Here is a 13,009-nt window from a genome sequence, read left to right as displayed (position 1 = left end):
CATTGGGAAAGCCTCGACGCGGCGCTCGCGCACTTCGCGTCGAAGCCGGTGTTCGCGCGCTGGGCACCAGGCGTGCTGCGCGACTACCTCGAAGCCGGGCTCGTCGAAGACGGCCAGGGCCTGCGCCTGGCCTTCGACCGCGACATCGAATCGCAGATCTACGACCACCTGCCGCATCACATCGGCCGCCTGCTCGAAGAGCGCCGGCCGGCCTGCCCGATCGCCTTCGTCGGCGGCAGTTCGTCCGACGAGGTGCGGCGCGTCGGCATGGCCGCGACGAAGCACTGGACCGAGGGCCGCATCGCGTGGATCACCGGCGGCCACTTGTTTCCGATGGAGCGTCCGCGCGAGTGCGCCGACACGGTGCTGGAGCTGCTCGAACGCATGCCGCTTCGCTGAGGCGCAGCGGGGTCGCGCGAGACCCCGCCGATATACTCGCGCCTTACCACCACGGGCTGTTTTGCGAGGCGTGCTGTTGTCGATTCGCTGCGCTTCGCAGACGCTGATTTCATGACCAAGTACGTCTTCGTCACCGGCGGTGTGGTGTCCTCGCTCGGCAAGGGCATCGCGTCGGCCTCGCTCGCGGCCATCCTCGAATCGCGCGGGCTGAAGGTCACGCTGATCAAGCTGGATCCGTACCTCAACGTCGATCCGGGAACGATGAGCCCCTTCCAGCACGGTGAAGTCTTCGTCACCGACGACGGTGCCGAGACCGACCTGGATCTTGGCCATTACGAGCGCTTCGTCACCACGCGGATGAAGCGCTCGAACAACTTCACCACCGGCCAGATCTACAAGACGGTGCTCGAGAAGGAACGACGCGGCGACTACCTCGGCAAGACGGTGCAGGTGATTCCGCACGTCACCAACGAGATCCAGGAATTCATCAAGCGCGGCGCGGCCGGTGACGTCGATGTCGCGATCGTCGAGGTCGGCGGCACGGTGGGCGACATCGAATCGCTGCCTTTCCTCGAGGCCGCGCGCCAGATGAGCCTGAAGCTCGGCGCGAACCAGACGGCCTTCGTGCACCTCACCTACGTGCCGTGGATCGCGGCGGCCGGCGAGCTGAAGACCAAGCCGACGCAGCACACGGTGCAGAAGCTGCGGGAGATCGGCATCCAGGCCGACGCGCTGCTGTGCCGCGCCGACCGCCGCGTGCCGGAAGACGAGCGCTCGAAGATCTCGCTGTTCACCAACGTGCCCGAGTGGGGCGTGATCAGCATGTGGGACGTCGACACCATCTACAAGGTGCCGCGCATGCTGCACGAGCAAGGGCTCGACGGCCTCATCTGCGACAAGCTGCGCCTGGCCACGCCGCCGGCGAACCTGAAGCGCTGGGACGGTCTGGTCGACGAGGTCGAGCATCCGCAGTCGGCGGTGCGCGTCGCGATGGTCGGCAAGTACACCGACCTGTCGGACTCCTACAAGTCGCTCAACGAGGCGCTGCGCCACGCGGGCATCCACAACCACGCGAAGGTGGACATCGACTACGTCGACTCGGAGTCGATCACGCCGGAGAACGTCGCCCAGCTCGCCGCCTTCGACGCGATCCTCGTGCCCGGCGGCTTCGGCAAGCGCGGCATCGAAGGCAAGATCTGCGCGGCGCGCTTCGCGCGCGAGCGCAAGCTGCCCTACCTCGGCATCTGCCTGGGCATGCAGGTCGCGACGATCGAGTACGCGCGCCACAAGGCCGGCCTCGAAGGTGCGAACAGCACCGAATTCGATCCCTCGACGCCTCACCCGGTGATCGCGCTGATCGAGGAATGGCAGGACGCCGACGGCTCGATCCAGACGCGGCATGCGCAATCGGACCTCGGCGGCACGATGCGCCTCGGCGCGCAGAGCTCCGACGTCAAGGACGGCACGCTTGCCCATGCGATCTACGGCCCGGTGGTCACCGAGCGCCACCGCCACCGCTACGAGGCCAACGTGCACTACCTCGACCGGCTGCAGAACGCCGGGCTCGTGATCAGCGCGATCACGCAGCGCGAGAAGCTGACCGAGATCGTCGAATTGCCCCAGAACCTCCACCCCTGGTACGTCGGCGTGCAGTTCCACCCGGAGTTCAAGAGCACGCCCTGGGCCGGGCATCCGCTGTTCATCAGCTACGTGAAGGCGGCGCTGGCGCACAAGGCACAGCGCAGCAACGAGTCGAGCATCAAGGCGGTGGCGTGATGAAGCTTTGCGGGTTCGATGCCGGTCTCGACCGGCCCTTCTTCCTGATCTCCGGCCCCTGCGTCGTCGAGAGCGAGCAACTGCAGATGGACGTGGCCGGGCGGCTGAAGGAGATCACCGCGGAGCTGGGCATCCCGTTCATCTTCAAGTCCAGCTACGACAAGGCGAACCGCTCGAGCGGCACCTCGTTTCGCGGCCCGGGCATGCAAAAGGGCCTGGAGATCCTCGCAAAGGTGCGGAAGGAGCTTGGCGTGCCGGTGCTGACCGATGTGCACAGCGAAGCCGAGATCGAGACCGTCGCCAAGCACGTCGACGTGCTGCAGACGCCTGCCTTCCTGTGCCGCCAGACCGACTTCATCCGCGCCGTCGCGCAAAGCGGCCTGCCGGTGAACATCAAGAAGGGCCAGTTCCTCGCGCCGCACGACATGAAGAACGTGATCGACAAGGCGCGCGCCGCGGCGAAGGAGAAGGGCCTGGCGGAAGACAGCTTCCTCGCCTGCGAACGCGGCGCGAGCTTCGGCTACAACAACCTCGTCTCGGACATGCGCTCGCTGGCGATCCTGCGCGAGACCGGCGCGCCGGTCGTCTTCGATGCGACGCACAGCGTGCAACTCCCCGGCGGGCAGGGCACCAGCAGCGGCGGCCAGCGCGAGTTCGTGCCGGTGCTGAGCCGCGCGGCGATCGCGGTCGGCGTCGCCGGCATCTTCATGGAAACGCATCCCGATCCGGCGAAGGCGCTGTCCGACGGTCCGAACGCGGTGCCGCTGAAGCACATGAAGGCGCTGCTCGAGCAGCTGGTCGGCATCGACCGCCTCGTCAAGTCGCAGCCGCTGCTCGAACACGACTTCACCGCTTGACGACGAACCATGAGCGCACCGGCCTACCTGATCGTCGAGATGCACGTCACCGACATGCAGCAGTACGCGCAATACATGGCTGCGGCACCGGCCGCGGTCAAGGCCTACGGCGGCGAGTACCTGGTGCGCGGGGGCCGGCACGAGTCGCTCGAAGGCGACTGGCAGCCGCACCGCGTTGCGGTGCTGCGCTTCCCAAGCTACGAGCAGGCCAAGGCCTTCTACGAGGACAGCGACTACGTCAGCCGCGTCAAGCCCAAGCGCGCCGGTGCGACCGACTACTTCAACATGGTCCTCGTCGAAGGCGTGGCGACCCCGGTCGGCTGAGCGACGTGTCCTTGCATCCGACCACCCCACCAGGGGCGACGTCCGCGATCCAGCTCGATGAACGGTCCCTCGCCGCCGATGCGGCTGCGCTCGCGCCGATGCAGCGGCTGATGCCCTTGCTGGCCCGGGCGCGCGGTCGACTCGGCCTGCGCAACGACTTCGCTAGCCAGAGCCGCCGGCGCTGGGTGCTGCATCCTGCCGAGGAAACCCCGGTACCGCCGGCGATCTACGAGCCCGACGATCTCGCGCGCATCACGGGCGTCGGCGAGAACGACCGCATCGAGGATGAGCTCCAGCGACTTGCCAGCACCACCGCGAGTCATGCGCCGACGATGGCGTACGAACTGCACGACGTGATCTTCACGCGCGGCCATCTGTTCTCGTCGAAGATGGTTTACCGGCTCGACACGCGACCCTTCCCGCTGGTCGGCCGGCGCGCGAAGACGCGCATGCGAGAAGCGGTGTTGTCGACCTCGCAGTACGGCATCCGCTACTTCGGCCACTGGATGACCGACGACCTGACGCTCACGCTGGCCGCGCAGCAGATGGGCGAGCCGGTGTCCGCGCTGCTGCGGCCGACGCCGCACCAGTCGCAGTACGTGTCGCTGCTCGACTGCGCGGTGCCGGTGCACGACGACGTGTGGTTCGACAAGCTGGTGATCCTCGACGACTACGGGCAGAACGACTACAAGCGCCGCCGCTACGGCGCGTTGCGCGACCGCGCGCGCGTCGCACTTGGCGCGACGACGCCGCCGCCCGGCGTAATGCTGCTGCGCGGCCGCACCGGCGCGGATCGCGTGCTGCTCAACGAGGCCGAGGTCGCCGGCGCGCTGCGCGCGCGGGGCTACGCGATCCTCGAACCGGAAGCCCTCAGCGCACGCGAACTCGCGCGGGCCTGCCTCGACACGCCGATCGTCATCGGCGTCGAAGGCAGCCAGCTGGTGCACGGCATCTCCTTGATGTCGCCGAGCGGCACGCTGATCGAGCTGCAGCCGCCGGCCCGCTTCAACGTGCTGTTCCGCGGCCGCTGCGCCTGCGAAGGCATCCGCTACGCCTGCCAGGTGGGCCACGCGCGGGGCCGCGGCACCGATTTCACGATCGACCTGCCGGCGCTGGAACGCCTGCTCGACCGCATCGAGGCCACGGCCGTGCCAGCCTGAGCCGGCTCTCGCCCACCATTCACCACCGAAGGAAGACCCACCATGAGCGCCATCGTCGACATCGTCGGCCGCGAAATTCTCGACAGCCGCGGCAACCCCACCGTCGAGTGCGACGTGCTGCTGGAGTCCGGCACGATGGGCCGGGCCGCGGTGCCGAGCGGCGCCTCGACCGGCTCGCGCGAGGCGATCGAGCTGCGCGACGGCGACAAGTCGCGCTACCTCGGCAAGGGCGTGCGCAAGGCGGTCGAGTTTGTCAACACCGAGATCTCCGAAGCGGTGCTCGGGCTCGACGCGAGCGAGCAGGCCTTCCTCGACAAGACACTGATCGACCTCGACGGCACGGAGAACAAGGCCCGCCTCGGCGCCAACGCCACGCTCGCGGTCAGCATGGCCGTCGCGCGCGCCGCGGCCGAGGAATCCAGCTTGCCGCTGTACCGCTACTTCGGCGGTACCGGCGGCATGCAGCTGCCGGTGCCGATGATGAACGTGATCAACGGCGGCGCACATGCGAACAACAGCCTCGATCTGCAGGAGCTGATGATCATTCCCGTGGGCGCGCCGAGCTTTCGCGAAGCGCTGCGCTGGGGCGCGGAGACCTTCCATGCGCTGAAGAAGATCCTGCACGACCAGCATCTGTCGACCGCGGTCGGCGACGAAGGCGGCTTCGCGCCGAGCGTCGCGAACCACGAAGCGGCGCTGCAGCTGCTGATGCGTGCGATCGAGCAGGCCGGCTACAAGCCCGGCGAGCAGATCGCGCTCGCGCTCGACTGCGCGGCCAGCGAGTTCTACAAGGACGGCCGCTACGTGCTCGAAGGCGAGAAAGGCACCGACGGCGGGCCGCTGCAGCTCGATGCCGACGCCTGGACCGCGATGCTCGCCGGCTGGGTCGACAAGTACCCGATCATCAGCATCGAGGACGGCATGCACGAAGGCGACTGGGACGGCTGGGCCAAGCTGACGCAGGCGCTCGGCAAGAAGGTGCAGCTGGTCGGCGACGACCTTTTCGTCACCAACACCAAGATCCTGAAGGAAGGCATCGCGAAGGGCATCGCGAACTCGATCCTCATCAAGATCAACCAGATCGGCACGCTGACCGAGACCTTCGCCGCGATCGAGATGGCGAAGCGCGCGGGCTACACCGCAGTGATCAGCCACCGCTCGGGCGAGACGGAAGACAGCACCATCGCCGACATCGCGGTCGGCACGAACGCCGGCCAGATCAAGACCGGCTCGCTGAGCCGCAGCGACCGCATCGCCAAGTACAACCAGCTGCTGCGCATCGAGGAAGACCTCGGTGACGTCGCCACCTACCCGGGCCGCGACGCGTTCTACAACCTGCGTTGAACGCGCGCGGCGATGCGCCTCGTGAGCCTCGTCCTCGCCGGCCTGCTGGTGCTGGTGCATGCCGAGCTGTGGTTCGGCAAGGGCGGGGTCGGGCGAGCGTCGGGGCTGCAATCGCGGCTCGACGAGCAACGCGCCCGCAACGGCCTCGCGCACGAACGCAACGAGCGGCTCGCCGCCGAGGTCCGCGACTTGAAGGACGGGCTCGAGATGGTCGAGGAGAAGGCTCGCGGCGAGCTCGGCATGGTCAAGGCCGACGAGATCCTCGTGCGGCTCACGCCGCCGGTGCAGCGCTGATGCCGCCGGCCGTGCTGCTGCCTTGACGGCCACGCTTGCGGCTTGGCTTGCCGTGCTGGTGGGCCTGCTCAACCGCCCTGCCTTCTCCGTCGCGCCCTTCGGTTGGCCGATGGTGGCGAGCTGGGCCGAAACGGCAGGTGCCGTGCTGGGCCTGGCGATGGTGGTCTGCAACCTGCGCGTCAACCCGCTCGCGTGGCCGCTCGCCATCGCCAGCTCGGCGCTGTACGCGCTGGTATTCTGGGACGCGCGGCTCTATGGCGATGCCGGCCTGCAGGGGCTGTTCATCGCGATCGCGTTGTGGGGCTGGTGGCAGTGGCTGCGCGGCCACGGCGAGGACGGCAGGCCGCTGCGCGTGCACGCGCTCGCGCCGCGCGAACGCGGCCTCGCGCTCGGCGCGACGGCCTTGCTGTGGCTCGTGATCGGCTTTGCGCTCGCGCGCGGCACCGACACCGACGTGCCCTGGTGGGACGCCTTCCCCACCGCCGCGAGCATCACCGGCTCGGTGCTGCTCGCGCGCAAGGCCATCGAGAACTGGGCGGTGTGGCTGGCGGTGAACCTCGTCGCGGTCGGCCTGTTCGCCTTCAAGGGGCTGTGGCTCACCGTGGTGCTGTACGCGGTGTTCGCCGCGATGTCGGTCGCCGGCTGGCACGCGTGGCAGGCGCGGCGAACGGCATGAGCACGATCGTCGCGATCCTCGGCGCCGAAAGCAGCGGCAAGACGACGCTGGCGGCGCAACTGGCCGATGCGCTGCGCGCGCGTGGCTTGCGCGTCGCGCTCGTCGGCGAAGTGCTGCGCGAGTTCTGCGACGCGCACGGCCGCACGCCGCGGCAGGACGAGCAGGCCGGCATCGCCGACGAGCAGTGGCGCCGCATCGACGCCGCAGCGCACGCGGCCGAGGTGGTGATCGCCGACACGACGGCCCTGATGATCGCGATCTACAGCGACTTCGTGTTCGGCGACACGAGCCTCTACGCGCCGGCGCTCGAACGGCAGTCGCGCTGCGCGCTGACGCTCGTCACCGGCCTGGACATCGCCTGGCAGCCCGACGGCCTGCAGCGCGACGGCCCGCAGGTGCGCGCGCCGATCGACGCGAAGCTGCGCGGCGCGCTCGACGGCGCCGGTTTGGGCTACGCGCTCGTCTACGGCGAAGGCGAGGCGCGGCTTGCGGCGGCGCTGCGGGTCGTCGAGCGGCTGCCGGCCATCGCTGCGCGCGCGCCGGTGCGGCACGCGGCGACCACCGCAGCACCGCCGCCGGACGAAGAGCCCGCGCCGCCGCTTCGGCTGCGGGGCCGCTGCCGTGAATGCCTGCAGGCCGATTGCGAGCACCGGCTCTTCGAGCTGCGCGCGAGCGGCGCAGCGCCCCCTTGGCCGAGCCGCTCGGCGTGCTCCCCACCATCGGCAAACGAGGACGGCGATGACGACCTCGCGTCTGCGCACGCGCCCGGCCATCGCCCGATCCGCAGCTACGTCCTGCGCGCCGGCCGCGTCGGCCCGGGCCAGGCCCGCGCACTCGCCGAACTGGGCCCGCGCTTCGTGCTGCCGTTCGAGCCGTGCGTGATCGATTGGGACGCCGTCTTCGGCCGCCGCGCGCCGCGCGTCCTTGAGATCGGCTTCGGCATGGGCGACGCGACCGCGCAGATCGCCGCCGCACGACCCGAGCTCGACTTCATCGGCTGCGAAGTCCACGAGCCCGGCGTCGGCGCACTGCTCAAGCGCATCGACGCGCTGGGCCTGGCGAACCTGCGCATCGTCCGGCACGACGCGGTGCAGGTGCTCGAACGGATGCTCGCACCGGCATCGCTGGCCGGCATCCACGTGTTCTTCCCCGACCCCTGGCACAAGAAGAAGCATCACAAGCGCCGCCTGATCCAGCCGGCGTTCGTGCATGCACTCGCGAGCCGACTCGCGCCTGGCGGCTACCTGCACTGCGCGACGGATTGGCAGCCCTACGCGGCGCAGATGCTGGAGGTGCTGAGCCGGGAGCCGGCGTTGCGCAACACTGCGGCGGGCTATGCGCCCAAGCCGGGGTATCGGCCGCTCACCAAGTTCGAGCAGCGCGGGCTGCGGCTCGGCCACGGCGTGTGGGATCTCGTCTTCGAGCGCAGCGGGGCGCGCGACTGAGTCGGGCGAGGCGAGGCCGCAGCATCGCTGTCGCTTCGCTGCCGACATGGCTCAAGCCGCCGGCTTGCGCGCCGAAGCGCCGCGGCGGTGTCCGAAGCCGGTGCCGCTGCCCCGACGAAAACCGACAAGCGACTGGAGACAGACGATGCTGAAGAGCTACACCGGAAGCTGCCGCTGCGGCGCGGTGCGCTCGAAGCCGACATCGATCTCGCGGCCAGCACCGGCAAGTGCAACTGCTCGATGTGCACGAAGGTGGGGAACCGGGGCGTGATCATCCAACCCGACGCCTTTCGCCGCTGGCCGGCGAAGCGTCCCTGGAGCGACGACCAGTTCGGCGCCAAGCAGGGTTACCACCGGTTCTGCGAGACCTGCGGCGTGCGCCCGTTCGGACGCAGCTACGTCGAGCAGATCGGCGGCGATCACGTGTCGTGGCCGCGAAGAGGCGTCGCCCGCGGCGATCCGGCACTCAATCCTTCCATTCGACCCAGCCCATCCATGCGGTGAGCAACACCAGCGCGCCGAAGCCGATGCGATACCACGCGAATGGCACGAAGTCGTGCGTGGAGACGTAGCGGATCAGCCAGCGGATGCACAGCAGCGCGCTCGCGAACGCGAAGACGAGGCCGACGGCGAACATCGGCGCATCGCTCCAGTCGAGCAGCTCGCGCTGCTTCATCACCGAATAGGCGCCGGCACCCATCAACGTCGGGATGCCGAGGAAGAAGCTGAACTCCGTCGCGGCCTTGCGCGAGAAGCCGAACAGCATCGCGCCGATGATCGTGGCCCCCGATCGGCTGGTGCCGGGCACGAGCGCGAGGCACTGCACGAGGCCCACCTTCAGCGCGTCGAGCGCGCTCATGTCGTCGACCGTCTCGACGCGCGCGATGCGTTCGCCCTGCAGGTCGCGCTCGCCGAACAGCCGGCGATGCCGGCGCTCCACGGCCAGGATGATGAAGCCGCCGACGACGAAGGCCAGCGCCACCGGCACCGGGTGGAAGAGATGCGCCTTGATCGCGCCGCCGAGCGCGAGGCCGAACACGACGGCCGGCACGAAGGCGATCAGCAGGTTGCGCGCGAAGCGCTGCGCGACGCGCTCGCTCACGATGCCGCGCACGGTATCGGCGAGCTTGCGGCGGTACTGCCAGATCACCGCGAACATCGCCCCGGTCTGGATCGCGATCTCGAAGACCTTGACCTTCTCGCCGGTGAAGTCGAGCAGCGAGGCCGCGAGGATCAGGTGCCCGGTGCTGGAGATCGGCAGGAACTCGGTCAGGCCCTCGACCACGCCCATCACGGCGGCCTTGACCAGCAGAAGGATGTCCAAACGCGGCTCCGCTCACGAAGAAGCGGGCGATGGTATCGGCGCGGCTGATGCCGGCGGCGCGAGCGCGGGACCGCCCGGCGCGACGCGCGCGGCGCGCCCTCGTCTTCGCGCCAGGCGGGTTGCGGCGGCCACCGCGCGACGCGTGCTCAGGGCTGCGGCGCGGCGACCAGCCGGGCCGCGTCGCCGCGCGTGCCGGCGGCGATCAACGCGGCGGGCGTCTGCACGCCGGCGGTGAGCAAGGCGGCCGGCGGCAAGGGCCGCGCGGCGGCGATGCTCCGGCCCGCCGGCGCCGGATCCATCTGCGCGACCAGCGGGCTGTTGAGCTTCTTCGCGTAGGCCTTGACGGTGAGCGCCCGGTCGAACGGCAGCCGCTGCGACGGGCTCGCGCCGCGCGAGATGAGGTAGTCCACCAGCTGCGGCTGCGTCTCCGGCCGCTCGACGAAGCTCGGCACCAGCACGCGCGCGAGCGGCAGCCAGTGCAGTTGATCGCCCTGCGTCGGCGGCACGCCTTGCGCGAGTTGCGGCAGACGGTCGAACCACCAGTCGAGCGCGGCGAAGTCGGCGCTGCGCAGCGCGGCTTCGAAGCCGGAGGGCTGCTTGCCGTCGTGGCCGCCGAGCGCGGCGCGCGCGGTGTGGCCGCGTGCTTCGAGCGCGCGGGCGAGCGGCGAATCGAGACCGCTGGGATGCAGCGCGCCGAGCGCGCCGAAGCCGATCGCGCCGGCTTCCAGCGCACCGTTCGCGAGCCAGCGGTCGAGCACGCGGTCCATGCCGGCCAGGCGCGCGCCCGGGCAGCTGAGCATGCGCATCACGTCGTGGCGGATCGCGCGGGCGTCGGCCTCGGCAAGCCAGACCAGCGCCTCGCGCGATTCGGCCGATGCCGCGGCGAAATCGGGGCAGCCCTCGCGCTGCGCCAGGCGCAGCAGCGGCGACTGCGGGCAGTGCTCGGGCTGCGCGCCCTTGGCGATCAACTCCGGCAGCACCGGCCACAGCCGCGGGTCCTGCGCGGCGTGGCCGAGCGGGCAGGTCTGCAGCCTGGCGGTGCGCACGTCGCGCGGGTCGATCGAGCCGGCGACGAAGGCGCCGCAGCGCGGGCTCAGTGCGCGCTCGACGCTGTCGAGGCTGTGGCACGGCGGCGGCTCGCCTTCGTTCACCTTCTCGATCACGTGCTTGACGACCGCGAGCGTGACGCTGGTGTCGGTCGCCACACTCACCGCGGTGACGATCAGCGCGGTGGTGGTGCAGCCGCCCGCCAGCAGCGCCGAAGTCAGCAGCGCGCCGATCAGGACCCTGCGCGCGCAGCTCTTGCGGTTCATCGTCTCTCTCCTGCTTTGCAGTGATGGTGGTCGGGCACCGCCGGACTGCGGTCACGAAAAGTAGTCGGGCGGATGTCACGAAGCGAACGCCCATGCGAAGGCCCGGCCGGCGCAGCGAACCGACGCCGGCGACGATTGCTTGCAACCCCACGCGGGGCGTGTCCGTGGTTTGCCCCGCGGGGAAGCGCCGGCTACATTACTGACCCGCCAGTCAGTAAAGCCATGAGCCTCGTTCCCGACCCGCACGTTCTGCACGATTCGCCCGGCACGCCGACCCGCCAGCGCCGCAAGGACGCGCGTCCGCAGGAGCTGCTCGACGCCGCACTCGAGCTTTTCGTCGAGAAAGGCTTTGCCGCCACGCGCAGCGAAGAAGTCGCGGCACGCGCCGGGGTCTCCAAGGGCACGCTCTACCTCTACTACCCGAGCAAGGAAGAACTGCTGAAGGCGGTGATCCGCGAGAACCTGTCGCGCGAGATCGCCGAGGGCGTGGACATCGTGCGCGGCTTCGAAGGCTCGACGCCGGAGCTGCTCGACCACCTGATGCACGAGTGGTGGCGCCGCATCGGCCTGACGCCGGCCTCGGGCATCTGCAAGCTGATCGTCTCGGAGGTGCGCAACTTCCCGGAGATCGCGGCCTTCTACCTGCAGGAAGTCGTCGAGCCCTGCGAGCGGATGATGGGCAGCGTGATCGAGCGCGGCATCGAGCGCGGCGAGTTCCGTGCGGTGCCGACCGCCGAGGTGGTGCACGCGCTGATGGCGCCGATGCTGTTCATGATGCTGCACCAGCATTCGATCGGCGCCTGCCCGGTCGCGGCCGGCCGGCTCGACCCGCTGCGGGTCATCGAGCGGCAGATCGACCTGGTGCTCAACGGCCTGGTGCCGCGCCCGGCCGCGAAGAAGCCGGCCAGCCGGGCTCGCGGAGCCAAGCGATGAAGCGCGCGATCCGCTGGGGCCTGGTGCTGCTCGGCTGCGCGGTGCTGGCCGTGGGCATCGGCCGCACGGTCGCCGCGCGCAAGGCCGCCGCGGCGAACACCGCCGCGGTTCAGACCGCCGCGCCGGCGCTCGAGCTGGCCGCGGGCGACATCGCGATCGCCGCGCCGCGCGAGCTGGCGAGCGAACTCGAGATCACCGGCGCGATCAAGGCGGTCAACAGCGCCTTCGTGAAGGCCAAGGTCGCCGCCGAGCTGCAGAGCCTGACGGTGCGCGAAGGCGACCGCGTCGCCGCCGGCCAGGTGCTCGGCCGGCTCGACGCCACCGAGTACGGCTGGCGCGTGCGCCAGTCGCAGGAGCAGGCGGCGCAGGCGCAGGCGCAGCTCGACATCGCCGAGCGCGCGCTGGAGAACAACCGCGCCCTCGTCGACCAGGGCTTCATCTCGAAGAACGCGCTCGACACCTCGGTTTCCAACGCCGCCGCAGCGCGCGCCTCGCTCCAGGCGGCGCGTGCGGCGAACGAGCTTTCGCTCAAGTCGCAGGCCGACACCGTGCTGCGCGCGCCGATCGCCGGCGTCGTCTCGCAGCGGCTCGCGCAGCCCGGCGAGCGGGTCTCGATCGACCAGAAGCTGATCGAGATCGTCGATCTGGCGCAGCTGGAGATCGAAGCGGCGCTCGCGCCCGAGGATGTCGGCGCCGTGCGGCTCGGCGCGAAAGCGCGGCTGAAGGTCGACGGGCTCGATGCGCCGGTGCTCGCGCAGGTCGCGCGCATCAATCCTTCGACGCAGGCCGGCACGCGCGCGGTGCTGGTCTATCTGGCGGTGACGCCGCAGCCGGGCCTGCGCCAGGGACTGTTCGCGAAAGGCCGCATCGAGCTCGACCGGCGCACGACGCTCACGGTGCCCGAAAGCACCCTGCGCATCGAGCAGGCGAAGCCCTACGTGCTCGCGCTCGCCGATGGGCGCGTCGTGCAGCGGCCGGTGGAGCTCGGTGCGCGCGGCAGCGTGGCCGATGCGCGCGAAGGCCACGTCGAAGTGAAGTCCGGCCTGCAGCCCGGCGAGCGCGTGCTGCGCACGACCGTCGGCGCGGTGCGCGACGGCACCCCGGTGCGGCTGCCGGCCGAGGCGCAGGCCCGCGCCGCCGCGGCGCGCTGAAGCGGTCCACGAG

13 protein-coding genes and 2 pseudogenes are annotated in these 13,009 nt (G+C 70.2%); 13 read left to right on the top strand and 2 right to left on the bottom strand.

From position 1 onward, the window contains the following. The 11 genes and pseudogenes from VFR90_RS03170 to VFR90_RS03120 form a co-directional block, all read left to right on the top strand. Window positions 1-399, top strand: a pseudogene (locus VFR90_RS03170) (alpha/beta hydrolase); the annotation flags it as partial. A gap of 111 nt (window positions 400-510) precedes the next feature. Beyond that, window positions 511-2,175 (top strand): CTP synthase, encoded by a 1,665-nt coding sequence (pyrG, locus tag VFR90_RS03165; RefSeq protein WP_326404543.1) that lies wholly within the window; start codon window positions 511-513, stop codon window positions 2,173-2,175. Then, a complete protein-coding gene (gene kdsA / locus VFR90_RS03160; protein ID WP_326404542.1) occupies window positions 2,175-3,032 on the top strand; it encodes a 3-deoxy-8-phosphooctulonate synthase in 858 nt (285 codons plus the stop codon). Before pyrG ends, kdsA begins: the two co-directional genes overlap by 1 nt. A gap of 9 nt (window positions 3,033-3,041) precedes the next feature. After that, window positions 3,042-3,356 (top strand): DUF1330 domain-containing protein, encoded by a 315-nt coding sequence (locus VFR90_RS03155; protein ID WP_326404541.1) that lies wholly within the window; start codon window positions 3,042-3,044, stop codon window positions 3,354-3,356. A gap of 5 nt (window positions 3,357-3,361) precedes the next feature. Next, a complete protein-coding gene (locus VFR90_RS03150) occupies window positions 3,362-4,516 on the top strand; it encodes a glycosyltransferase family 61 protein (RefSeq protein ID WP_326404540.1) in 1,155 nt (384 codons plus the stop codon). Window positions 4,517-4,558: 42 nt separating this feature from the next. Further along, window positions 4,559-5,860 carry a phosphopyruvate hydratase gene (gene eno / locus VFR90_RS03145; RefSeq protein WP_326404539.1) on the top strand — a complete coding sequence of 434 codons (1,302 nt, stop codon included), beginning with the start codon at window positions 4,559-4,561 and terminating at the stop codon, window positions 5,858-5,860. Window positions 5,861-5,872: 12 nt separating this feature from the next. Beyond that, on the top strand, window positions 5,873-6,154 hold the full coding sequence (locus tag VFR90_RS03140) for a septum formation initiator family protein (protein ID WP_326404538.1): 282 nt from the start codon (window positions 5,873-5,875) through the stop codon (window positions 6,152-6,154). Window positions 6,155-6,176: 22 nt separating this feature from the next. Continuing rightward, a complete protein-coding gene (pnuC, locus tag VFR90_RS03135) occupies window positions 6,177-6,830 on the top strand; it encodes a nicotinamide riboside transporter PnuC (protein WP_414676482.1) in 654 nt (217 codons plus the stop codon). After that, a pseudogene (locus VFR90_RS03130) lies at window positions 6,827-7,303 on the top strand (ATP/GTP-binding protein); the annotation flags it as partial. The gene pnuC and the pseudogene VFR90_RS03130, both read left to right, overlap by 4 nt. Before the next feature lie 306 nt (window positions 7,304-7,609). Next, complete coding sequence (trmB, locus tag VFR90_RS03125; RefSeq protein ID WP_326404547.1) at window positions 7,610-8,275, top strand: tRNA (guanosine(46)-N7)-methyltransferase TrmB; 666 nt, start codon at window positions 7,610-7,612, stop codon at window positions 8,273-8,275. A gap of 87 nt (window positions 8,276-8,362) precedes the next feature. Further along, complete coding sequence (locus VFR90_RS03120) at window positions 8,363-8,779, top strand: GFA family protein (protein ID WP_326404536.1); 417 nt, start codon at window positions 8,363-8,365, stop codon at window positions 8,777-8,779. Here VFR90_RS03120 and VFR90_RS03115 read toward each other — a convergent pair. Both VFR90_RS03115 and VFR90_RS03110 read right to left on the bottom strand, forming a co-directional pair. Then, on the bottom strand, window positions 8,742-9,599 hold the full coding sequence (locus VFR90_RS03115; protein ID WP_326404535.1) for an undecaprenyl-diphosphate phosphatase: 858 nt from the start codon (window positions 9,597-9,599) through the stop codon (window positions 8,742-8,744). The genes VFR90_RS03120 and VFR90_RS03115 overlap by 38 nt on opposite strands. A gap of 146 nt (window positions 9,600-9,745) precedes the next feature. Next, on the bottom strand, window positions 9,746-10,912 hold the full coding sequence (locus VFR90_RS03110) for a hypothetical protein (protein ID WP_326404533.1): 1,167 nt from the start codon (window positions 10,910-10,912) through the stop codon (window positions 9,746-9,748). A 222-nt stretch (window positions 10,913-11,134) separates the two neighbouring features. On the opposite strand from VFR90_RS03110, the gene VFR90_RS03105 reads away from it, so the two are divergent. Both VFR90_RS03105 and VFR90_RS03100 read left to right on the top strand, forming a co-directional pair. Continuing rightward, complete coding sequence (locus VFR90_RS03105; protein ID WP_326404532.1) at window positions 11,135-11,845, top strand: TetR/AcrR family transcriptional regulator; 711 nt, start codon at window positions 11,135-11,137, stop codon at window positions 11,843-11,845. Continuing rightward, window positions 11,842-12,996 (top strand): efflux RND transporter periplasmic adaptor subunit, encoded by a 1,155-nt coding sequence (locus tag VFR90_RS03100; protein WP_326404530.1) that lies wholly within the window; start codon window positions 11,842-11,844, stop codon window positions 12,994-12,996. The genes VFR90_RS03105 and VFR90_RS03100 overlap by 4 nt, the downstream gene beginning before the upstream one ends. Window positions 12,997-13,009: the final 13 nt, after the last annotated feature.

This window comes from Methylibium sp., from assembly GCF_035762065.1.
GTDB lineage: Bacteria > Pseudomonadota > Gammaproteobacteria > Burkholderiales > Burkholderiaceae_C > Methylibium.
This window is presented reverse-complemented; position numbering and strand designations above follow the sequence as displayed.

Bases quoted from the DNA above. Each gene is read 5' to 3' on its own strand.
- VFR90_RS03100 (WP_326404530.1), top strand. From the start codon at position 11,842: ATGAAGCGCGCGATCCGCTGGGGCCTGGTGCTGCTCGGCTGCGCGGTG.
- VFR90_RS03155 (WP_326404541.1), top strand. From the start codon at position 3,042: ATGAGCGCACCGGCCTACCTGATCGTCGAGATGCACGTCACCGACATG.
- pyrG (WP_326404543.1), top strand. From the start codon at position 511: ATGACCAAGTACGTCTTCGTCACCGGCGGTGTGGTGTCCTCGCTCGGC.
- VFR90_RS03140 (WP_326404538.1), top strand. From the start codon at position 5,873: ATGCGCCTCGTGAGCCTCGTCCTCGCCGGCCTGCTGGTGCTGGTGCAT.
- eno (WP_326404539.1), top strand. From the start codon at position 4,559: ATGAGCGCCATCGTCGACATCGTCGGCCGCGAAATTCTCGACAGCCGC.
- VFR90_RS03105 (WP_326404532.1), top strand. From the start codon at position 11,135: ATGAGCCTCGTTCCCGACCCGCACGTTCTGCACGATTCGCCCGGCACG.
- kdsA (WP_326404542.1), top strand. From the start codon at position 2,175: ATGAAGCTTTGCGGGTTCGATGCCGGTCTCGACCGGCCCTTCTTCCTG.
- VFR90_RS03110 (WP_326404533.1), bottom strand. From the start codon at position 10,912: ATGAACCGCAAGAGCTGCGCGCGCAGGGTCCTGATCGGCGCGCTGCTG.